The organism is Aeromonas sp. 602200, assembly GCF_049173895.1.
Classification (GTDB): domain Bacteria; phylum Pseudomonadota; class Gammaproteobacteria; order Enterobacterales; family Aeromonadaceae; genus Aeromonas; species Aeromonas veronii_A.
On record NZ_JAAKSL010000001.1, the window covers coordinates 401,206 to 422,341 of the forward strand.

Annotated in this window: 16 protein-coding genes; 8 read left to right on the top strand and 8 right to left on the bottom strand. The window is 57.7% G+C overall.

Annotated elements, in window-relative coordinates:
• The first annotated feature begins 342 nt into the window (after window positions 1-342).
• From G5221_RS01775 to G5221_RS01785, 3 genes are all read left to right on the top strand, one after another.
• A complete protein-coding gene (locus G5221_RS01775; RefSeq protein WP_421262686.1) occupies window positions 343-1,959 on the top strand; it encodes a response regulator in 1,617 nt (538 codons plus the stop codon).
• A 239-nt stretch (window positions 1,960-2,198) separates the two neighbouring features.
• On the top strand, window positions 2,199-5,111 hold the full coding sequence (locus G5221_RS01780; protein ID WP_421262687.1) for an HD domain-containing phosphohydrolase: 2,913 nt from the start codon (window positions 2,199-2,201) through the stop codon (window positions 5,109-5,111).
• 301 nt (window positions 5,112-5,412) lie between these two features.
• Complete coding sequence (locus G5221_RS01785) at window positions 5,413-6,459, top strand: diguanylate cyclase domain-containing protein (protein ID WP_421262688.1); 1,047 nt, start codon at window positions 5,413-5,415, stop codon at window positions 6,457-6,459.
• A 44-nt stretch (window positions 6,460-6,503) separates the two neighbouring features.
• Here the strand turns inward: G5221_RS01785 and G5221_RS01790 are convergent, their stop codons facing one another.
• The 4 genes from G5221_RS01790 to G5221_RS01805 are packed head-to-tail and all read right to left on the bottom strand — an operon-like array spanning window position 6,504 to window position 11,634.
• On the bottom strand, window positions 6,504-7,640 hold the full coding sequence (locus G5221_RS01790; RefSeq protein WP_421262689.1) for a glycosyltransferase family 4 protein: 1,137 nt from the start codon (window positions 7,638-7,640) through the stop codon (window positions 6,504-6,506).
• Window positions 7,641-7,652: 12 nt separating this feature from the next.
• Window positions 7,653-8,924: a glycosyltransferase family 4 protein gene (locus tag G5221_RS01795; protein ID WP_421262690.1), complete on the bottom strand. Its 1,272-nt coding sequence runs from the start codon at window positions 8,922-8,924 to the stop codon at window positions 7,653-7,655.
• The gene (locus tag G5221_RS01800) at window positions 8,921-10,327 is read right to left on the bottom strand and encodes an O-antigen ligase family protein (RefSeq protein WP_421262691.1); all 1,407 of its coding nucleotides are present in this window, start codon (window positions 10,325-10,327) and stop codon (window positions 8,921-8,923) included. Before G5221_RS01800 ends, G5221_RS01795 begins: the two co-directional genes overlap by 4 nt.
• The gene (locus tag G5221_RS01805) at window positions 10,315-11,634 is read right to left on the bottom strand and encodes a lipopolysaccharide biosynthesis protein (protein ID WP_421262692.1); all 1,320 of its coding nucleotides are present in this window, start codon (window positions 11,632-11,634) and stop codon (window positions 10,315-10,317) included. The genes G5221_RS01800 and G5221_RS01805 overlap by 13 nt, the downstream gene beginning before the upstream one ends.
• A gap of 299 nt (window positions 11,635-11,933) precedes the next feature.
• On the opposite strand from G5221_RS01805, the gene G5221_RS01810 reads away from it, so the two are divergent.
• From G5221_RS01810 to G5221_RS01825, 4 genes are read left to right on the top strand one after another with little or no spacing between them, the layout of a single operon-like run.
• On the top strand, window positions 11,934-12,689 hold the full coding sequence (locus G5221_RS01810; protein WP_362772082.1) for an acyltransferase: 756 nt from the start codon (window positions 11,934-11,936) through the stop codon (window positions 12,687-12,689).
• A complete protein-coding gene (locus G5221_RS01815; protein WP_421262693.1) occupies window positions 12,686-13,885 on the top strand; it encodes a glycosyltransferase in 1,200 nt (399 codons plus the stop codon). Before G5221_RS01810 ends, G5221_RS01815 begins: the two co-directional genes overlap by 4 nt.
• Complete coding sequence (locus tag G5221_RS01820) at window positions 13,882-16,422, top strand: hypothetical protein (RefSeq protein ID WP_421262694.1); 2,541 nt, start codon at window positions 13,882-13,884, stop codon at window positions 16,420-16,422. The genes G5221_RS01815 and G5221_RS01820 overlap by 4 nt, the downstream gene beginning before the upstream one ends.
• A gap of 11 nt (window positions 16,423-16,433) precedes the next feature.
• Entirely contained in the window at window positions 16,434-16,910 is a 477-nt protein-coding gene (locus G5221_RS01825) for a hypothetical protein (RefSeq protein WP_421262695.1), read from the top strand.
• On the opposite strand, the gene G5221_RS01830 is transcribed toward G5221_RS01825, so the two are convergent.
• Window positions 16,888-17,334 (bottom strand): hypothetical protein, encoded by a 447-nt coding sequence (locus G5221_RS01830; RefSeq protein WP_421262696.1) that lies wholly within the window; start codon window positions 17,332-17,334, stop codon window positions 16,888-16,890. The genes G5221_RS01825 and G5221_RS01830 overlap by 23 nt on opposite strands.
• Window positions 17,321-18,088: a hypothetical protein gene (locus G5221_RS01835; RefSeq protein ID WP_005351432.1), complete on the bottom strand. Its 768-nt coding sequence runs from the start codon at window positions 18,086-18,088 to the stop codon at window positions 17,321-17,323. Before G5221_RS01835 ends, G5221_RS01830 begins: the two co-directional genes overlap by 14 nt.
• A gap of 158 nt (window positions 18,089-18,246) precedes the next feature.
• Between G5221_RS01835 and G5221_RS01840 the strand changes: the two genes are divergently transcribed.
• The gene (locus G5221_RS01840) at window positions 18,247-19,092 is read left to right on the top strand and encodes a DUF1194 domain-containing protein (RefSeq protein WP_088869111.1); all 846 of its coding nucleotides are present in this window, start codon (window positions 18,247-18,249) and stop codon (window positions 19,090-19,092) included.
• A gap of 208 nt (window positions 19,093-19,300) precedes the next feature.
• Here the strand turns inward: G5221_RS01840 and G5221_RS01845 are convergent, their stop codons facing one another.
• A complete protein-coding gene (locus G5221_RS01845; RefSeq protein ID WP_421262697.1) occupies window positions 19,301-19,957 on the bottom strand; it encodes a hypothetical protein in 657 nt (218 codons plus the stop codon).
• 621 nt (window positions 19,958-20,578) lie between these two features.
• Window positions 20,579-21,067 (bottom strand): hypothetical protein, encoded by a 489-nt coding sequence (locus tag G5221_RS01850; RefSeq protein ID WP_421262698.1) that lies wholly within the window; start codon window positions 21,065-21,067, stop codon window positions 20,579-20,581.
• Window positions 21,068-21,136 lie beyond the last annotated feature (69 nt).

The window sequence follows — 21,136 nt, forward strand, 5'->3', positions numbered from 1 at the left end:
GGCGACCCCTGCCAACCTTTCTCACACCATAACGGATCCCCCGACAGGCAGCCATGACAACCCGGTTGAAATGTGCGCACAACCCGACAGGAGCCAGCAACTCACAAGGGATAAATCGGATACAAGAAAAAAGTGGATATGGGGTAATGGCGGTTGTACACCATCAGAAGATGGGTCAGCACCAACGGTATGATGATATCGGATTGCTCTCTTTATCACGTTGGGTGATGAGCCCGCTTGCAGATTTATATTTCCAGCGCAAGGTAGCAGAGGTATCGGTTGACCAGGGTCATGCACCCTATATTATCATGCTCAAAATGAGCTGGCAGGATACAGCGACAGATGGGCACATCAGATAGCCATATGGACATAGCAAAAATAATTTCCGGGCCCACGCTGGTACTGGAAAAAGATAATGTGCACAGCGATGCGCTATGCAATCAGTTACGAGCCATTGGCATAAGCCAGATTACGGTGGTGGAGAGTGTCGAGGCGCTGGAACGTTGCGTGGCTGATGGCCCTGCCGCCATGATCATCTGCAATATCGATCTCGATTCGGCAAACTTGCTCACGCTGCTGAAAAATATTCGCAGTAGGGCACCTCATCACACACTGCCATTTTTGACCCTGACCTCAGGGACTGATCGCCCATTGATCGAACAATTTGTCCAGGCGAAAGTCTCTGACATTATCTTGACCCCGCTCAAGCCCGATACCCTTAAAACCAGGATCACTCGGCTGCTGTTGGCAACCAGCCAGTCGCGGCCCCCACTTTCACAATTTGAGTTCGGTCGTTTGCACCGTTTTTCCAACAGCGATCTGGTCGCCAGCAATCAGGATAGTCCAACCATTCTGGTGGTTGACGATGTTCCAGATAATTTGATGCTGATCACCTCGGTATTTCGCAAAGAGTTTCATCTCAAGTTGGTCAAGGATGGCGAAAAAGCGATCAGGATCTGCCAATCGGATAATCCACCCGATCTGGTGCTGCTCGATATCATGATGCCCAACCTGAACGGATTCGATGTCGCCAGAATTTTGCGTGAACATCCCCACTCAGAGCACATCCCCATCGTCTTTATGACGGCACTGGATGATATCTATTCCCGTAAACGGGCGATGAAACTGGGGGCCGTCGATTTTATCACCAAGCCGATCGACATCGAGATGCTGCGTTTTCGCATTGCCAATCTGATGCGGCTGGTGCATGCCAGAAGAGATCTGCAAAAAGAGTTCGATCAGATGCTTGAGCTCAATGCGCTCAAAGAGAGCCTCGAGTTCAATATCCGCTATGAAATTCGGGAGCCCCTGCTCAACGCGCTACACCTGCTGGAAGAGCTGGCGGCCGACTCATCGCTCAACATGCTCCAAAAAACCCAGCTATCCATCACCAGAAACTCTGTAGGCGATGCACTGGCATTGACCCGGCTGGCCAGCGAGATTTACCAGATTGAAACCGGCACCTTTGTTTTGAAAGCGGGTAAAGTCCAGCTATTTAATATTTTCAACCGGCTTTCGGTGCAATTCAAAAATCTCTATGCCGAGAAAAAGCTCGATATCAAGCTGACCAAACCCCAAAATTACCTCTATGACGAGCTATTCATCGCAGGTGACGAATTTCTCTGTTATTCCGCTTTTCAAATATTGACACGGCTCGCTTGTGAGCATGCGGCGCCCTCCTCCTGCGTGGAAATTGTCTGTCTGAAATACCCCGACAGCATTATTTTAAATATTGATAGCTCGACCTTGCTGGATATCAACAATGTCCTCTCTCTGTTCGACAGATTCCCATCCTCTAATAACAACAAAGAAGCACACAGTCACAATGGCTATCATGGCAAAATCATGCTGGAAGCCCATGGCGCCACCGTTACTGTGTCGCTGGATGAAGAAACCAGGCTGCTGAATATCTCGGCGCACTTCCCGCAAAAAGAGGGTTTCAATCCATATCCAGAGTGAAAAGAATCACGATCACAGAATTCTGCGGTAACATCGCCGTGGATCATTTTTGGCTACTGCGATGGGTGAATAAAAAAAAGGATTTATCACCCCTTTCCATTTATCGTCATCTGGTGGTTTACGCAACGGGGTCTCTTTAATGCAAGCAGCAAGGGCGAACACCATGAAGCTACCTATTATCCTGTTGGGCTATCTCATTTATACCCCACTCAACAAACCCATCCATTTACGGAGATAACATGAATCTCATTCGCCGCGTTATCCCCTTGTATGTTCATATTGCCCATCTGTTTCTGGGTTTATTGCTGGTGTTTGCCTTGATCACTCTTGGTCACCAATATCGGCAAACCAAAACCATGCTGATGAAAGAGGCTGAAGAGAGATTCACCCTGATTGGCCAAATCACCACTCAGGCTTTAGAAGGGCTGTTCAGCACCTCAGCTTTAAGCGTCAATCTGCTCGCCCAACAGCGCCTGACCGAAGCCAAGACCCTGTCAGAGCGAATGGCCAGCCTTCCCTACATGACAACCCTGCTCAAAGGACAACCTTCTGCCAACGCGGTGTATGCCGGTTACAACAACGGCGATCTATTCTGGCTCATGCGCTGGCCTGCCGACACCGAGGTACAACACCTAACGCCGCCCGCCAATACCCGCTGGATCGTGAAGAGCATCCGGCATCAAGAGGCAACCACTCTTACGGAGACCTTCGCGCTGGCCGACAATCTCACCATCATTGAACGGCAAGAGGAATCAGGACAATTTTTTGATCCAATAGAGCATCCATGGTTTATTCAGGCCAAGCAGAGTGGACAGCTGGTGCAATCTCCTCTCTATATCTCGCACGATACTCAGGAGATGTACCTGAGTTTTGCCGAACCAATGCAAAATGGGGCTGGCGTCATAGGGATGAGCCTGAACCTCCGAGCTATCGAGCGCCTGCTCAAATCCGCCAAGATAACCCCCAATATGCGTCTAGCCATCGTCAATGAGCAGGGCGAGCTAATGACAAGTCATAAAGGTGGGATGGTGATTCATGAAAATGGCGCTTATCGACTTGCAAGAGTGACCGAAGCCGACCTGCCTATGATCCAACACTTGATGAATGCCAGTCAGAATCAGAAGGCAGATAGTCTTTCCTTTAAATCAGAGGGCAATGATTGGCAAGGAATGCGTATCACTTTACCGGAAGCCGATGGGTCAAAATTAACCCTCTGGATTGCAGCACCTGTCGATGAGTTGCTGGCCACCGCCTTCACCATTCGCAATCAGACCTTCCTTCTGTCGGGCATCTTCCTGATCTTTGCCCTGTTCGCGGCCATCAAGCTGGCCAGAACCGCCGCCAGGCCCCTTGATGACCTGACTCAAGAAGCAGGAAAAATCGCCCACTTCGACTTCAACGATCCGATCCGAGTCAACTCCTATATTGCTGAAATCATCGATCTCTCCCAGGCCATGGGCGACATGAAATCGACCATCCAGCGCTTTTTGCAGCTTTCCACCTCCCTCTCCAGCGAGACCAGTTTCCCCCGCTTGCTGGTGCGGCTGCTCACCGAAATGCAGCAACTGACCGGTGCAACAGGCTGCATGCTCTACCTCTCCGATAGCGGCAACAAGAAGCTGGATCTGGCAGGGTTGTGCTGGAATGGCGAGGTGCAGGAGCAAACGCCGATCCACAGTATCGGAACGCTCAATCAGCCAAAACATCCACTGTTCCAGAGCTTGCAAGGAGTAGAACTGGAACCCGTTGCGTTGGTCACCAGCGAATTGCAGATCCTGTTTCCCTACATTGAGGAGAGCGACACGCCGCTGACCTTCTGGCCGATTGCCCTGAAAAACCGTGATGGCCAACTGCTCGGCACCCTGGTTTTTCTGATCGATGAACGGAAGAAGTCCCTGACCCCGCAGCGGATGGCATTTGTCAACGCGCTCTCTTCCACCGCCGCCGTGGCACTCACCACCCAGCGGCTGCTGGAGGAGCAGCGCAATCTGCTGGAGGCCTTTATCCAGCTCATCGCAGGGGCCATCGATGCCAAGAGCCCCTATACCGGTGGCCACTGTCAGCGAGTCCCCGAACTGACCAAGATGCTGGCAGAAGCGGCATGTGAGGCCAAGGAGGGCCCCTTCCAACACTTTTCGCTCGATGAAAAACAGTGGGAAGCAATACATATCGCGGCTTGGCTGCACGATTGCGGCAAAGTCACCACTCCGGAGTTTGTGGTCGACAAGGCCACCAAGCTGGAAACCCTGTGCGATCGCATTCACGAGGTCAGGATGCGCTTTGAAGTGCTGAAACGGGATGCCGAGATTGCCTACTGGCAGGCACGTCTCCATGGGGGTGATGAGGCCACGTTACAGGCCACGCTGCAACAGCAGTGGCAACAGCTGGATGAGGAGTTTGCCTTTATCGCCCGTTGCAACGAAGGAGGCGAATTTATGGCCACAGAGGATATTGCAAGGCTGCAGCAGATCGCGGGCCGCACCTGGCAGCGCACGCTCTCCGATCGGATTGGGATCTCTCAGGATGAACTGGCGCGCAAACAGCGGGCCGCGGAGTCACCGCTGCCGGTCACCGAACCCTTGTTGGCCGATCGCCCGGATCACCTCTTCACCCGCAGCAACCGCGACCGCCTTGCCCCTGACAACCCTTGGGGATTTCAGGTCAACACCCCTGAATACCTCTATAACCGCGGCGAGCTCTACAACCTCGCCATCCGCCGGGGCACCCTCACAGATGAGGAGCGCTACAAGATCAACGAGCACATGATCCAGACCATCATCATGCTCGAAAAACTCCCCTTCCCCGCCAACCTGAAACAGGTGCCGGAAATCGCAGGGGGACACCATGAGAAGATGGATGGCACTGGTTATCCCAAGCGGCTGAAACGGGACGAGATGAGCATCCCTGCCCGGATGATGGCCATCGCCGATATCTTCGAGGCGCTGACCGCCGGCGATCGCCCCTACAAGAAAGCCAAATCTCTCTCGGAGGCCATCCGCATCATGGGATTCATGCAACAGGATCACCATATCGACCCCGAGCTGTTTGCGCTCTTTCTCCGCTCTGGCGTCTACCTGCGCTATGCCAAGCGTTACATGAGCCCGGAGCTCATTGACGAGGTGGATATCAGCCCCTATCTCACCAGCCATTGATCGCCGCGAGGCACTCTGGGTTACCTGATGCCTGCTGTCTGGGGATCTGCATGCAGACCCGCCGTCTTGTCACCGGTGGTCACCCCGATGCGTAATAGAGTGGGGAGGATATGCACCGGACAGCCATGCTAACCCTCTCCATGGCACCTTGTTCTGACTGACCTTACGTACACTTGCCAATAACTGTAATCGAACAAAAAAACGAGAAAAATCAAGATAGATAGCCAAATGAAATGACATAATTGACTATAGTTCAATCGAACGTTTGAAAAACGTGACCACTTCACATGGGCCCAGCGTAATGACCACTGAACGGGAACAGTTGATCCGCTCACTGTTTGATGAGTACATCGAGCTGTATTCATCACGGGATGATCGGCTCACCACGCGGTTTAGCGACAATTTCAGCGGTTTTGCCGGCAGCAGTGATGTTCTGGTTACCGATAAAGATGAGTGGATCCGGATAACCCGCCGCGATTTTGCCCAGATCCCGGGCAGGATCCGCCTGGAAATACTCGATGTAACCCTGCAAGATCTGGCCGCCGATGTGGTGGCTGTCACCGCCTTCTTCCATATCCATCTACCGAAATCAGAACCTATCCTCTCCCGCAGAACCGCCAGGCTAGTGCTGATTTTTCGACACGAAGCCATGGCGTGGAAAATTGCTCACAGCAGTATCTCCATCCCTTACAGTGCGGCTCGGGAAAGCGAAATTTACCCGATGACCAGTCTGGAGGAGCGCCAACATGAGCTGGAGCTCATTATCGAGCTCAGAACCAAGGAGCTGGCGGAAGCGAACCGGAAACTGGAAGCGCTCAGCAATACCGACGGGCTCACCAACATCGGCAACCGTCGTCTGTTCGACAACTCATTGAACCAGGCCTGGGAGCGCTGTATTCAGACAGAGATGCCGATTGCGCTCATCATGCTCGACATCGATCATTTCAAGCAGTTCAACGACCTCTATGGCCACGTTGCCGGTGACGAGTGCCTTCGATTGCTGGCCCATACCCTGGCGCAATCCGGGCGCCGCTCGGGGGAGTTGGTGGCTCGCTACGGCGGAGAGGAATTTGTCATCCTGCTGCCACATGTCGAGCGTCAATCCGCCTATGAAATTGCCCAACATATCCAGCGGCTGATTTTTGCACTCGCGCAGCCACACGCACAAAATGCCACCGGTCTGGTGACCGTTAGCATGGGTGTTGCCTGCCTCAGACCATCGAGTCACTGGCAGCCGTCTGAACTGGTAAAACTGGCTGATGCTGCGCTCTACATCGCCAAATCATCCGGCCGTAACTGCATCAGAGTGGCGGAGTCACCCAGCCTCCCGCAACCAGTCTGCCCATAAGTCCCTCATACGCCACCATCCTCCCCATGGGGAACCACTGCGCGCTAACCATGCACGGCAAGGCTCAACGCATCCCATCGCAACATACCTTCCCACAGATCCAGTGTGCTTTGATAGGTATCTGCCGCGTTGTAATGGACCATGGCATGCAGGCGAGCATGATGGCCAAGTCGCTTGACCACATCGGGCATGGCATTGAGGCTGGCCAGCACCCGCGCCAGATCGCCGGGATCGTTTGGCTGATATTTGCGGCAATTTACGTCATCGGTGAGGTGTCGATCCCACCAGGCGCCATCGGCCGGGATCACTACGCATAATCCTGCCGCCATGGCCTCCAGAATGGAGAGACCAAAGGGTTCCTGATGACTCGTGGAGACAAAAATGCCGCATTGAGATCGGATCTCGCCAAGATTGGCGGGGTTGGCATACCAGTGCGTGTCTGGCAACTGTGGCTGAGGCTGGCTACATGGCTGCAGCGTGCCCTTGGGCTGCAGATAGCACACCATCAGCTCGGGGCGAGCATCAGGGATCATTTGATGGGCGGCCAGCATGGTCTCCAGTCCCTTCCAGCGCAGCAACGAAGCCGCCCACAAAATACGGGGCCCCCCCAGGGTCGCTTTGGGCCAATCAATCTCGCTCAAACCGTTGGTAAATGGCTGCCAGTGTGACGGGAACTCGGTCTCGCCAAGCCGGGCCAGCAATGCCGCCAGGGAGCTGCGGGTCGATTCCAGATAAAAGACAAAACTCGCCCGTTGCAAGGCCCTGGCAGAGAGGCCCGAGCATCCCACAGGGCCATGGATCAGCTGAACCACCCGGCACCGCAACCAGCGGGCAGCCCAGTAACAGCAGAGATCCACCCCTGGCCCAGACGCCGCCACCAGGCACTTCACCTGCCCCAAGCGCAGCACAAGCCAGAGGATCAGCAGGGTCTGCCACCCCTGTTTGAGCAGATAGCCGATGCCGGACTCCCGCCCCTTCAATATGTGGGGCAGCCAAAGGGGGTGATGTTGGCAACGGGGCCAGGAGTCGGGATCCTGGGTCAGCACATGGCATGTGAGCCCGGGCATCCGTTTGGCCAACTCATCGAGCAGCACTTCGGTCGCAACCTTGGAACCACCGCGAAACGGGATGGGATCCACAACGATGACCTTTCCGAACACCGGCTCAGTTTGCATGCTCATCTTGCTGCTCCCTTACTCTGGCACCTTGCGGCGGCCAAACCCCAGTTGCACTTTTTGCGCCACTTTTGCCATCCCACTCACCAGCATATTGCGACCTCTGGCAAGGAGTCGTTGCCCCGCCCAATGAATGAGTGGTCGGAAGGGTGTGGGGGCCGTGGCGTGCCAACGACCAGCCCGCGCGGCGTCCCACACCGCAGTGACCCCGTCAACGTAACGCGCCACCGTGAACAACTGTGCGGCACGCAACTTAGCGGCCCGCCCCATTTCACATCGGCGCTGCGGATTGCTCAATTGCCGCCAGTGATCAGCCATCTCGGCCCAATCCCCCGGGGTTGCCAGCAAGCCGGTCCCCCCCTCTTCCACAACTTCCGGAATGCCGCCCACTCGGTAGGCACTGACCGGAAGCCCCAACATGCCCGCCTCCGCCAACGTCAGACCAAACACCTCCTCACGGGCGCCGGAGACCAGCAGATCCACACCGCCCCGCAAGATAGCCGCACTGTCCGGCCGCTCGCCGAGAAAGTGGACACGCTCGGCCACCCCGAGCTCGACAGCCAACGCCATCAATGCTTCCCGCTCCGGACCGCTGCCAATGATCAGCAACTGGGCCTCCTCCCCCGATGCCATCAGGGCAGCCAGCGAGCGGATCAGCAGATCAATCCCCTTGCGTTTGATCAATGAGCCGACGGTTGCGATGATCATATCCCCCGGGGGCAAGCCCAGCATGCCGACGACCGGCCAGTGAGCACCGCCATTCAGGCGAGCGGCATCGACCCCGTTGGGTACCCGGATCAACCGATCGGCCGCGCAGCCATCCTGGCGCCAGCCGGTCAACACCGGCTCGCTCACCCCGATCAGCACGCTGGCCTGATGGACCCGCAGGCTGAACCTGTCTCTGGGCTGGTAACGGGCATGGAGGTGGCACACCAGCGGCACCTGCAACGCCCGACAGACCCCCGCCAGCCACTGACAAGGAGCCGCGCTATTGGCATGCACCAGCTCAATCTGCCGCTCGGTGATGAGCTCTCTGGCTCGCCGGGAGAGGCGCCGATGGGCCGCAAGATCAAAGCGGGGCGCCTGCCATCCCAGCAGCAGGCTGAACGGCTCGACCATGATTTCGACCCCGAGGGTGGCCGCCTCTGCCGCCAGCGTCGGGCTATTGCACCAGAGCAACGGCATAAACCGGCTGCGATCGAGGTGGGCCAGCAGATCCAGCAGGCAGCGTTCGCTGCCGCGGATCCAGTCCTCTCCGTAGTGAACCAGCAAAACAGGGGTTGCGTTCATCCTCTTGCTCCCTTTGGTGGCACTGCCGGCAACCGGGTTGCCTCCTGATGATCCTCAGCGGTGGCCTTCGCCTCTGTGGCCGCCTGCTGCACGTACTTGATGGCGGCGACGGCCAGCGCCAATTCCAGATAGATGGGCCAGGTAAACCCTTGGGTCAGGAAGGATCCCGAAATCACAAACCCAACCATGCTGGCCATCACCCCCTGCATCGCCGTGATCACTGCAGGAGGCATGCCAGCGAGCTGGCAACACCAGCAACTGCGCAGGGTCACCGCCACCATGCCGATAAACAGCGCCAGCCCGACAAAGCCGGTTTCAGCCAGCACCCCGAACCAGGTGGAGTGCACCGCATGATTGAGTCCATCCCAATGGGGGCTGTAGAAGAAGTAGTTGTAATAGAAATTGGACAAGCCCACCCCCACCAGCGGATGGCCCAGCGCCATGCCCCAGGCCGCTTGCCAGGCGTAGATCCGCCCCATGGCCGAGGCATCGACCCCGCTCTCGGCGGCGCCGCCAGATGCCCGATCGCTGATCCCGGCGGCGGCAAACAGCACCACCAGCGCGACCATCCCCATCGAGATCAACAGGATTTTCGACTTCACCCGCTGCCAGGCAAACAGGCCACCAACGGCGCAGATACCCAGCAAACCACCCCGGCTCTGGGTGGCGATAATGGCGGCCGCAGTCAGCGCAAAGCCGAGCCCCCCCAGTAAACGCCCCCCCACCCCATTGCCCTGATTGAGCAGCAAGCTCAGCGAAAAGCCGGCAGGAAAGAGCAGCACCAGCGCCAGATCGTTGGGATCCCCCAGCACAGAGCCCAGCTCGCGCCCTATGGTCACCCGGGTGCCCTCCACCAGCCCGATCCCGCTCGCCTTGTTGTAGAGGGCCACCAGCGCCACCAGACAGCCCGCCACCACGAAGGTGCGCACCGCCAACGCAAAATCCCCCGGGGTACGCACCAGCCAGGCGGTCGCCAGGGTCATCAGATAGATCTTGCTGTAGCTGCCGGTCCAGGTGGCGATCGCCTCGCCCCGGTTGCTGGCAAACAGCACACCGATGGAGACCATCACAAAGAAGGCCGTCAGCCAGCTCAGGGCTGGACTCCAGTAGGGCTTGATCCGACCGGTCAGCAAAATGTGCCAGACCAGCGCACCGATGGCAGCCAGCGAGAAGAGCAGCGGGATCTTGAGGGGATAGAGCTGGGGGAACACCTCATGCAGCCGAAAAAAGGAGAAGGTGACAAACCCCAGTACCATCAAGAAGGGCCAGCGCAGGGCAAACCAGATGGCGGGAATGGCAAGGCCGAGCACCGGCAGCAGCAAGGGATGGGGCAGCCGCCACCAGAGCAGGGCCAGCACCAGACAGATGGCGCTTGCCCAGATGGCTGGCGTTAGACGAGCCATGATCCTGCCCACCATTGGCCGAGCCAGACCATCGCCAGCGCCCCGAGGGAACTGGCCCAGAGGGTGGAGAGGCGATACGGCAGCGGCAGCAACCGCTGACTCACCAGATAAAAGGCCAGCGCCCGCACCAGATAGACCAAAAGCAGGGTCCAGATCACCCCGGCGACCCCGAAGGGGGGGATGGCGAGCAGAAAGCCTGCCACCCCAAGGGCGCTACAGCCCAGATTGATCACCATCTGGGCATTGCTCTTCTCGCCGCTAAAGCAGCCGACATTGAGCAAGTCCGAAACATTGCGCACCGCCATGCCCAGCACCAGCAGCGGAATATAGGCGATCGCCCCGTGATAGCTCTCCGGGGTCAGCCAGCGAATGAGCAAGGGGGCAGTGAGCCCGACAATCCCCGCGGTAACAAACCCCAGTACCGACCCCATCACGCTGTAGTGGGCATTGAGCCGCAGTCCATCCGGCTCGCGCAGCAGCATGAAACGGCGGGGATACCACCAGAGGGCAAAGGGTTGCAGCAACAACCCCACTGCCAGCGCCAGCTTGCCCGCCACCGCGTAGTAGGCAAGCAGCGCCTCACCCACCACATCGGCCAGCAGCCAGCGATCCAGTCCGCTCAGGGCAAAACCTGCCAGCCCGCTCACCACCAGGGGCAATCCATAGCGCAGCAGCGGCCGATAGTGCTGCCAGTCAAAGCGGATCCCGCTATCTCGCCACTGCCAGAGGCTCAGCAGCAGCGCCAGTGCGACGCAGGTCAGGGTGCCGGAGACCAGCACCCCGCTCACGCCCCAGCCGAGCCAGAGCCACCAGCCGGTCAGCAGGGACTGGATCACCGCCTTGCCTGCGGTCGCCACGAAAAAGAGCCGAGCCTGATTGCGCATCCGCAGCCATGCCAGTGGCACGCCGATCACCCCTTCAAACGGCAGGGCGCAGAGCACCCAGCGCACATCCGCAAGGCGGGTTTCCACCGGCAGCCAGGCTTGCACCAGAGGTGCCAGCAGCCAGAGCGGCACCAGACTGGCCAGGGCAATCAACCAGACCAGCCCAAACATGCGGGCCACCACCTGCAGGCGCTCCTGCTCATCTTTCGCCAGTCCGGCAAAGCGGTAGAGGGCATCCACCAGCCCGAAGCCCAAAATAAGGGAGCCCAGATTGATGAGGGTCAACAGCACCTCCAGCTGGCCGTATTCATGAGGCAGCAGCTGATGGGTCAGCACCGGCAGCATCAGCAGGGAGATCCCCTTCATCAGGAGCAAGCCGCCGGCGTAATAGAGCATGGCAATCTGGTTCACACCAAGTTTCATAGGGCCTCCCAGCCTCCCGAAGCATCCCGCTTCGGGTCAGCTACCGCTAATGCAAAGCCCACGCCACTCACTCCCGCCCTGAAGCGATAGCCCCTTAGTGCGGCTTAACCGGCCTGAACAAGCCCAGAATGAGACTGGCATTTGCGTTTTGCACAACGCTGGCTGCAAATTGCACCGACCAGCGCAATCTGCCCCTCCTCTTAGCCCCATTTGGCCCGTTCTAACAGGGGTCCTCCTGTTGGCCCGATCCCTGCTTTCTGCTTAGCGAGCAACGGACTGCACCAGAGGGAGAGGTCGCCATGAACACCATCAACCTGCACCGGATGAAAAGCTGGGCCAAACAGGGAGAGACGCCACTGGCCCGCCGGGTATGGCGACTGGCCAAAAGTGCCCGCCACTGGTCATTCCCCGTGATCCCTCCCCTGCATCGGCTGCTTTATCGGCTCTATCTGCTGGGCAGCAATGCGCTGGCAACCCTGACCCGCACCCTTTGGTGGACCCCCTTGTTTCAATCTCGCCTCACGGCACCCGCCCCGCGCCTCTATCTCTATGGTGGCATCCCCTATATCTGCGGTCCGGTCACCATCGAAATTGGTGCCGACTGCCGCCTCAGCGCCGCCATGACCATCAGCGGCCGGGCATCGAGCCAGACACCACGGCTGGTCATTGGCCGCAATGTCGGGATTGGCTGGCAAACCACCCTGGCGGTGGGCAGCAAGATAGTGCTGGGGGATAACGTCAGAATTGCTGGCCGTGCCTTTCTGGCGGGCTACCCGGGGCACCCGGTCAACGCCCGCGATCGTGCCCTTGGCAAACCGGATCGCGATGAGCAGGTGGGGGCCATTGTGCTGGAGCAGGATGTCTGGCTTGGCACCGGGGTGATGGTGATGGCCGGCGTCACCATAGGCGCCGGTACCATTGTCGCCGCAGGCAGCGTCGTCACCCGGGACCTGCCCGCAGGTGTGCTGGCAGCGGGTGTACCGGCCACCGTACTGCGCCCCTTGCAACCACAGGATCACAGCGACCCCGCACACGCTTCGGAGACCTTTGCATGAAACCACACACACTGCCGCAACTGGTGGTATTGGGAGAGGATTGGGGCCAGCACCCCTCCAGCACCCAACACCTGATCAAGCGTCTGTTGCCCGATTATCAGGTGCTCTGGGTCAACTCCATCGGCATGCGCTGTCCCCGCTTTACCCTTCATGATCTCACCCGCATCGTCCGCAAAGTGGGGGCCGTGCTGCGCGGCGCGCGCCATGCTGGCGGCCAGTCGGTTGCGCCAGTCGACGCCAGCAGCCCCCGGGTTCTGCCGCCGCTCGCCTTGCCACTGCCGGGCAGTCGGCTGGCGGGCAAGATCAATGGCCACTGGCTGGCGGCGCAGATCCGGCGCCAGTTGCCCGAGCTGGATCGCCCCTTGCTCTGGATCTCCCTGCCCAGCGCCGTCGATCTGATTGGCAAGCTCGAAGAGCGGGCGGTGATCTACTACTGCGGCGATGACTTCTCTGCGCTGGCGGGGGTGGATCATCAAGCCATCGCTCACTGCGAGGCCCGACTGGTGGAAAAAGCGGATCTCATTCTGGCCGCCAGCCCCGCGCTGGCCAGCCGCTTTCCCCCCCATAAAACCCGGCTCCTCAGCCACGGCGTGGATCTCGAGCTGTTTATGCCCCCCAGAGAACGCCCGGCGGATCTCCCCTCCGGCCGCCCCATTGCCGGTTTTTACGGCAGCCTGAGCGACTGGATTGATATTCCCCTGCTGGCAGAGACGGCTGCCGCCCTGCCCCACTGGGATCTGGTGCTGATTGGCCCGGTCCAGACCGATATCTCCCCCCTCAAGGGGCTCCCCAATATCCATTTGCTGGGGCCCCGTCCCCACCACACGCTGGCGGCCTATGCCCAGCACTGGCAGGTGAGTCTGCTGCCCTTTGTCGACAACGCCCAGATCCGTGCCTGCAATCCATTGAAATTGCGCGAATATCTGGCCGCAGGGAGGCCCATCGTCAGCACCGATTTTCCGGCTCTCGATGGCTATCGGGATCAGATCCAGCTCCCCCACGATGGGGAGAGCCTGGCCCAGGCCATCAACCGGGCCGCCTTTGATCAACCCAATCCGGGCTGGTTTCAGGAGAGTGGCTGGGAGGGGCTCACCCGCAGCGAAGGGCGCCACACTCGCCAACAGCAGGTGGCCCTGCAAAGCTGGGATCACAAGGCTGCCGAGCTGAATAACTGGTTGAAGGGGCTGGCCGGATGAGCAGAGGGCTTTGGCTGGTTATCCTGCTCTGCTGCCATGCAGCAATGGCCGCCACCCGGCTGGAGGGGCTGACCCCGCTGCCCCTGACAGGCAACCAGACACCCCAGCGGCTCGATCTGAGCACCCACAACTGGCCAATAGGCAGCGATGATGAACTGGTGATCGAGGGCTATAACCCCAGCGCCCGCCCACAAACCCTGATCCTGCGTATCGACGATAACGCCTCGGTCAACTACCGCAGCCGAGTCAATCTGGAGCGGATTGTCGCACCCGGCCCCTTCACCCAGCGCTTTGCCTTGAGCGAGTGGCGCACCAGCCAGCCCAGAGCGCTGGCGCTGGACAAACTCACCAAGCTCTATCTCTTTATGGCCGATAACGCCCCCTCAATGACCATTCACCGCTGGTACTGGGAACCCGGTCTGACCCTGCCTGCGGGCACCATTGCGCTGGATCTGGGGGCGGCGGCTGCGCCCCGCTTTACCGGCTTTGAGCCCCTGAGCCCGGGGGATCCCCGGCTGATTGGCCACCCCACCCCCATCTTGCGTCCCTCCGGCGATGCCCTTGTGCGCGATGGGCTGCGCAATCTCGACGGGGTGCGGCTGGACCTGGCCAAAGGACGCTACCAGCTCACCCTCTGGCTGGATGACCCAGGTGAATGGGAGTACCTGCCCCACCCCTTCGAGCGCAGCGTGCTGGTCAATGGCGAGCCCATCTGGGCCGAGCAGTGGCAACCGCAGGAGTGGCTAACGCAGCGCTATCTGGCGGGGCAATCTCGCGAGGCACTGCCAAATCCGGATCCCTGGCAGCTGTTCGGGGCACGACAGGGCGGCCCGGTTCATGTCACCCTGAACCACCCCGGCGGCCCGCTCACTATCACATTGGTGGGTCACTCACCGGATGCCAAATACCTGGCGGGGCTGCTGCTTGCCCCCTATCCGGCCAGCACCCGCAAAGAGGCTCTCCCGAATAGTGGAAAAGATCTCGCCGTATTGGCTGACGCTACCGCAAGCGTGCTGACCAAGCAGCGCCAGCTGTTTTTGGAAAAGTGGACTCTGGCCCCCTATTCCCCAACCCCAGCCCCAGCTGCGCAGCAATTGAGCCTCACGCCGATTACGGATGCCGCCCCAACCCTGCAGATCGCCCCGCTATCTGCGGCCGATGCGTTGAAGCAGGCTGCGCAACCCGTGCTGGCCGCCCGTGGCAGCCAGCTGTTGCTGGAGTTTGCCATCCACGCCGCCACCGACGATCCGGCCCCCTTGCTGGTGATCCAGCCCCCCGAGCAGGCAGGATCGCCGCTGGAGCTGACCCCCTATTACGGCAAGTGGCATCTGGTTCGCCCGCAGGCGAGCGGCACCCTGTTGGCCCCCTCGGATCAGGAGCTGGTCGAGGGGATCGCCGGGCTCACCCTGCTGGCAGGCGTACCTCGGCGTCTGGTGCTGCAGATCACAGTCCCTCGCGATGCGCCTGCCGGTCACTATCTGGGCAATATTCAGCTGCTGAGCCAGCAGCAACTGGTGCAATTGCCACTGACTATCGAGGTGCTGCCGCTGACTCTGCCCGCGGCCAGCAAGCCGGTCGGCATCTATGTCGAAGCGCCCCCTTATCTGAATTGGCTGAGCCCCAATCCCGAGGCGTTAAAAGAGCAGATCGCCGAGGCCAGTCGCTGCGATCTGCAGCGGCTCGCCAAACTCGGGATCAGCGGCCTTTCACCCGCCCTGCCACAGGATGAAGCGGGGATGCGGGAGGTCATGGGAGAGGCGGTGGGGCTCGGTTTTGTGCCCCCCCTGCTGGCCTATACCCCGCTCAAACGCTGGGGGGGCGACCCTGTCAGCCAGCTTGAACAGTGGCAGACGCGGCAACAGGGGCTGACCGCCAGCGGCTTGCCGCCAGTGGCATGGAGCCTGTTTGATGAGCCCGATCTTGCCACCCTGCCCGCCATTACAAGCCTGGCGCGAGAGATGAAACGGCGGGATCCGGCGGTGATCCGCGCAGGCCACTTCAATCATCCGGGTCAGGTTGGTCTGCTGGCAGAGGTGGAGATTGCCCTGATCAACGCAGGCTTTGGCGCCGACAAGGCCGATGTGGCGCGGGTGCTCCAGCACAAGGTCACCCCCTGGTTTTACAATCTGGGCACCCCGAGAGCCGCCGGGTTCTATCTGTGGCAAAGCGGCGCCGAGGGCTATTTGCAGTGGCATGGCCGCATGCCCACCGCCCTGCCCTATGACCCCACCGATGGGCGGGAGAGCGACTTTATGCTGCTCGGCCCGCAAGCCTGCGAGGCGCACCGCCTCTCCCACGATCTGTTGCTGTTGCAGCAAGCCATAGAGGATCTGCGCTGGCTCGCCTGGCTGGAGCAGGAGGCCCGCTATCAGGTGGAGGCCGCCTTGCTACTGGAACGCCTGCGCGATCAGCTGCCGACCCGCTGGCAGGTGGCAGAGCAACTGCCCTCTGCCGCCTGGATCCAGTGGCGCCGCGAGATTGAACAACTGGCCAAGGGATTGAAAACATTGCAAACTGGTGCCAACTCATCCTCCTGAAGTGACTGTGTATGGCCAACCAGACTCCCCGATCCACAGCAAAAGACTGCGTCCTGCCCCGCCTGTTGCCTCTGATGCTGCCGCTGCTGATCCTCACCGGTTGCGCCCGTCAGGAGCCGGTCAATGAGACCCTGCCGATCCTCAACCAGTTGCGGGAACAACAAATGGCCGAACAGCCCCAGCTGCAACTGCAGTACCAGCAAGCGGAGACACAACTGTCAGCGGATCAGGAGCAGCTGCTGCATCAGTTTTTAGGCCGTAAGGATCCGGCCCGAATTGCGCTGGTAAGCGGTCCCGGGTTGCAAACCGACATGCTGGAGAGTGCGCGGATGGCGAGCGTGCGGCTAACCGCACTCACCCGTTTGCTGGGAGCTCGCGCCATTGAACTGGAGCCCCGCTATGACCCCATGCTGGCCCCCAATACCTTGCTGATCCGCATTCTGCCAAACGGTGAACCGGGGTCGGTCACCCCAGCGGCGGCGCAATAAGGCCGAGGCAAGAGGTTGGCAAAGCCACCCGATAGAGGGGATAAGGGGCCAGCCCCCACAATTTGCGCCAACCCTGGGTCAGACGGTAAGAGAGCAGCGGCGGGCTCTGGTGCAGCTCGCCTAAAAACATCACCCCCTGACTCATTCCTTCACTCGCCAGCGTCACTGACATCGCCTCCCGATCCGGCGCCACCAGCATGGCCTGCAGCAGGCCGTCACAGCGGGGATGGGCCAGCTGATAGCTGACATAGGTGCCGCCCAATACCGGCGTGGCCACCCGCAAGCGCCATCCCAGCTGGACCAGCTCCAGCAGCATCGGCTTGGCCCCCTCGTTAACTGCCCGGTTCTGATAACGCCAGCCCATGGCGGCAGCACTGAGCAGCGCCACCAGCAACAGCAGCAGATATCCCCTAGATAGATGCATCACGGCGTCCCCGGATAAAGAGGATGGTCATCACCAGCAACATGATGGCCCACTGGTAGAGCTGGGCCAGCGAGCCGGTATGCAGCCAGCCATACCAGCGCAGATCCAGGCTCATCAGCACCAACCGCAGCTGATTGGCCCCGATATAGAGCAGACAAACCAGCAGCAACATGGGCCACTGCCGGTAGAGTGGGCGCTCCGGCGCCAGCCAGCAACAGGAGACCAGCCAGGAGAGCACCACCAGATAGAGTTGAGAAAACGAGGAGCACCCCTTGAGCACAATCAGGGCATGGCCCCCCAACCGCTCGATGCGATTGCCATCAAGGCGAGTCTCCCAGCCCAGCAGCTGCAACCACTGGCCCACCCCCCAGGCATCGAGCGCCAGCACAGGGCCGGAGAGCAGGGCAAACACCTGCTGCCCCCACAACACCGCCACGGTAAAGGCGAGCACAATCTGCAACACCGCCCGCTCATCGCCACTCTGATGACGGCGCCATAGCGAGGCCACCAGCAGCAGACAGGCCAGCGCCTTGCAACTGGCGCTGGGGATCAGGATCAGCAGGATAAAGAGGGCGAGCGCCAGTGGATGCGGGCGCCAGCTCGGTGCAACCCGCGATGCAATTTGCCACCAGATAGCAATCAGCAACACCACCAGCAAGTTGAAGTGGCCCATATTGAGCCACACCATGCCCCACTGATTGGCCAAACCAAGTAGCAGCCAGTTGGGTGCCCACTGCCAGGGACGGATCTCCATCGCAACTCCTGCCGGTTATCAGCGCTTTTGACCGCTGTCGCAAGTTCCATGCCTGCCCGACCTCACCCGGATCAAGCCAAGTCAGAGGATTCGCCAAAGCTGGCACGCTTTATTCATTCCACCCTGCTGGCACTAGCGCCAGGGAGAAGGAGTGAGCAATGAAACTCAAACCGTTGGCAGGGCTGCTGGGGATGTTGTTGGTAACCTCCCCCGCATACGCCTTGACCGAAGTCGATACCGAACTGCAACTGCTGATGGATGTGTCGGGCAGTGTCAGTTCATCGGAATTCAATCTGCAATTACAGGGCTATGTGGACGCCTTTTACAGTCAGGATGTACAAAGCGCCATCCTCGATACCAGCGGCGGCAAGCTGGGGTCAATTGCGGTACAGATGATCATGTGGAGCGGCTCGACCCAGCAGAGCGTGATGACCGACTGGTTCCACCTCTACGACATGACCTCCATCAACAACTTCGCCGCCACCCTTGATGCCCTGGTGCGCCCCTATGCGGGGATGACGGCACCCGGTTCGGCCATGGCCTTTGGTGGCTTGCAGTTTGATACCAACGACTTCACCGCCGCCCGCCAGGTGATGGATGTGTCGGGTGACGGTATCCAGAACGCAGGGCTGGATACCGCCACCGTGCGTGATCAACTGCTCGCCTCCGGCATCGATACCATCAACGGCATCACCATAGGTCAGGACTATGCCGATGGGGTGTTGCAAGAGTGGTATGTGGAGAACGTGGCGGGCGGTCAGGATGCATTTGTCATCAATGCCACCACCTTCGCCGACTTTGGCAATGCCTTGCAGCTCAAACTGGCGGCCGAAATTGAAGGGGGCATTATTCCGGAAGGGGCACTGGCCGCTCCCATCGAGGAGATCCCGCTGGCCGCCCAGCTGCTGCTCGGTATGCCGCTACTGCTGGCCTGGCGCTATCAGCGCCGTAACCAAGGACGCCTGCAGCCCGCCAACGGGCAACTGGCACCCGCCATCGGCTGATTTATCACCCCGTGTGTCGCGATTAGGGAGCAATGGCTCCCTGATTTTTTGGCTTCGTCATAACATTAAGCAAGATATACACGGCAACTGTGTTCATTAGCATACTATTGGCCCATAGAGTGGTCGTAGCTGCCATACTTTACCAACTACCGTTTCCCAATAAAAAGCTGACAACACAAAGCGTTAAGCGTCGCCTTTGAACAATTTGTTATATTTTGGCTTTTCTAATGGCTAATTTCTCGTTATATAAATGAACTGCATAATCTGTCGCTTTAGACATAAAGTGATACCCCACCATTGCCACCACTTCATATTGATGGCTATTTTGTTCAATGCCGAACACTTTTAGTGCAGAGGGATGAATCAATTTTGAACTTAACTTATAGAAAAATTCATAGTCCTCTAGGTAGTCATGCACAACAGCCAAATTACGAATATTAAAAGGATGAGTTGCGACATTTTCAAAGATAGTAGGAATAGGCTCCTTCTGAAGCATACTATAACCACTTTCTGATAGTGGATAATCAGCATCTTTACACTTTTTTATAAATGCTGAGTTTAGAACATCTCTATCGCCTGCCAATTGCGCATAAAATCTGTACAGTGATTCTTCATTTGAATTGACCTCAAGCATGATTAAGTACAGTTCAAAGATGTTTCTGCTTGCGAGCGTGACCACTGAGTTGTTATTTATATTTAAAAGCCACATGTGGACTTCACTGTTAATAGCCTTGAAAATATAATAATTCAACAAAGACTCTTTATTGAGATAGTCCAATGTTCCCATCTCGCTGGCGATATATGCAAGATCCCTGTGGCAACAACTAAGCATATCAATAATTTTCTGCTGTCCGTTAAAATCCATATAGCAACCTATTTAAAACAACTAAAATATCCCACAACGATACATGACTGTAACTATATGTAAGGCTGGATTTATTTATAAATACATCCTTCAATATAATTTCATTCTATCACAAATCACCACAACCAATTAAAAACACTTAAATAAAAAATAATTTTAAATGTTAATTATAATTTAAGGGCTGTAGGTTCGATTAGCGAAGTGCAATCGGACGTTCGCGGCCATTATGTAATATGTTTCTTTAACTAGCCAAAATGCGCCCCTCTTACCTCTTCTCCGAGCCACCGAAACTCGACAACCAAAGGGCCGTAGGTTCGATTAGCGCAGCGTAATCGGACGTTCGCGGTCTTTCTAAAATATTTCTTTTTAACTCACCAAAAACAGCCCAGATTACCACTTCGCCCCACCAAAAACTGACTCTCGAACTGGCACCGGTCGTTACGTTATTGCCATATTGACGCGGAGTGTCACCGCGAGCGTCCGATTACGCCTACCGGCTAATCGAACCTACGAGCTTATCTCTCGAAAATCAGCTTCCAATTTTCCTCCTAGAGCCGTACATTCGACTATCTAAGTGTAATCGTAACCTACGAGTCATGTGACTTTCACCTGTTATAGATTTCATATTCTCGGGATCATTTTAAGAGCTCTTAGCCGCTCATCATTTGCGATCTCTGCACCAAGAAATGTTTGGCTAATGAAGGTTGACACCGCCGGACCAGAATGAATTTTCTTTATTCTTTCTTTAGCTGCATAAACATGTTTTAGCCGAGAATAAACATCTTCCCACCAATCCCATCCATATTTTTTTATGAGACTATCTTTTATCTTGTACATCCTCTTTTTACTGCTGAAACTCTCATCAGAACCAATAAGGCTAGCCCATATCATTCTTTTCTGTAAATCAGTAGGAACCCAGCACTGCTTTTCAAGCTGATTAATAACGTCAGGGTGTAGATAGAGCTTGTGCTCAGAGAGCATCCTATTAACCCATAATGGCTTAGCTTCTTCATATGCTTGAGCCACTTCAGATCTAGTGAATCCTTGGATATGATCCTTCCATGTTTCTAGTTGATCTATCTTGCTTAATTTTGTAGATAATTTTTCCATAGTTCTCTTACATATAATGCTCACCTAAGGGAGTGGAAACGCCCTACGCTGATAGTATCTCTTGAGCGT

Excerpts from the sequence above, each read along its gene's own strand:
- G5221_RS01775 (WP_421262686.1), top strand. The coding sequence starts at position 343 with ATGGGCACATCAGATAGCCATATGGACATAGCAAAAATAATTTCCGGG.
- G5221_RS01780 (WP_421262687.1), top strand. The coding sequence starts at position 2,199 with ATGAATCTCATTCGCCGCGTTATCCCCTTGTATGTTCATATTGCCCAT.
- G5221_RS01785 (WP_421262688.1), top strand. The coding sequence starts at position 5,413 with ATGACCACTGAACGGGAACAGTTGATCCGCTCACTGTTTGATGAGTAC.
- G5221_RS01790 (WP_421262689.1), bottom strand. The coding sequence starts at position 7,640 with ATGAGCATGCAAACTGAGCCGGTGTTCGGAAAGGTCATCGTTGTGGAT.
- G5221_RS01795 (WP_421262690.1), bottom strand. The coding sequence starts at position 8,924 with ATGAACGCAACCCCTGTTTTGCTGGTTCACTACGGAGAGGACTGGATC.
- G5221_RS01800 (WP_421262691.1), bottom strand. The coding sequence starts at position 10,327 with ATGGCTCGTCTAACGCCAGCCATCTGGGCAAGCGCCATCTGTCTGGTG.
- G5221_RS01805 (WP_421262692.1), bottom strand. The coding sequence starts at position 11,634 with ATGAAACTTGGTGTGAACCAGATTGCCATGCTCTATTACGCCGGCGGC.
- G5221_RS01810 (WP_362772082.1), top strand. The coding sequence starts at position 11,934 with ATGAACACCATCAACCTGCACCGGATGAAAAGCTGGGCCAAACAGGGA.
- G5221_RS01815 (WP_421262693.1), top strand. The coding sequence starts at position 12,686 with ATGAAACCACACACACTGCCGCAACTGGTGGTATTGGGAGAGGATTGG.
- G5221_RS01820 (WP_421262694.1), top strand. The coding sequence starts at position 13,882 with ATGAGCAGAGGGCTTTGGCTGGTTATCCTGCTCTGCTGCCATGCAGCA.
- G5221_RS01825 (WP_421262695.1), top strand. The coding sequence starts at position 16,434 with ATGGCCAACCAGACTCCCCGATCCACAGCAAAAGACTGCGTCCTGCCC.
- G5221_RS01830 (WP_421262696.1), bottom strand. The coding sequence starts at position 17,334 with ATGCATCTATCTAGGGGATATCTGCTGCTGTTGCTGGTGGCGCTGCTC.
- G5221_RS01835 (WP_005351432.1), bottom strand. The coding sequence starts at position 18,088 with ATGGAGATCCGTCCCTGGCAGTGGGCACCCAACTGGCTGCTACTTGGT.
- G5221_RS01840 (WP_088869111.1), top strand. The coding sequence starts at position 18,247 with ATGAAACTCAAACCGTTGGCAGGGCTGCTGGGGATGTTGTTGGTAACC.
- G5221_RS01845 (WP_421262697.1), bottom strand. The coding sequence starts at position 19,957 with ATGGATTTTAACGGACAGCAGAAAATTATTGATATGCTTAGTTGTTGC.
- G5221_RS01850 (WP_421262698.1), bottom strand. The coding sequence starts at position 21,067 with ATGGAAAAATTATCTACAAAATTAAGCAAGATAGATCAACTAGAAACA.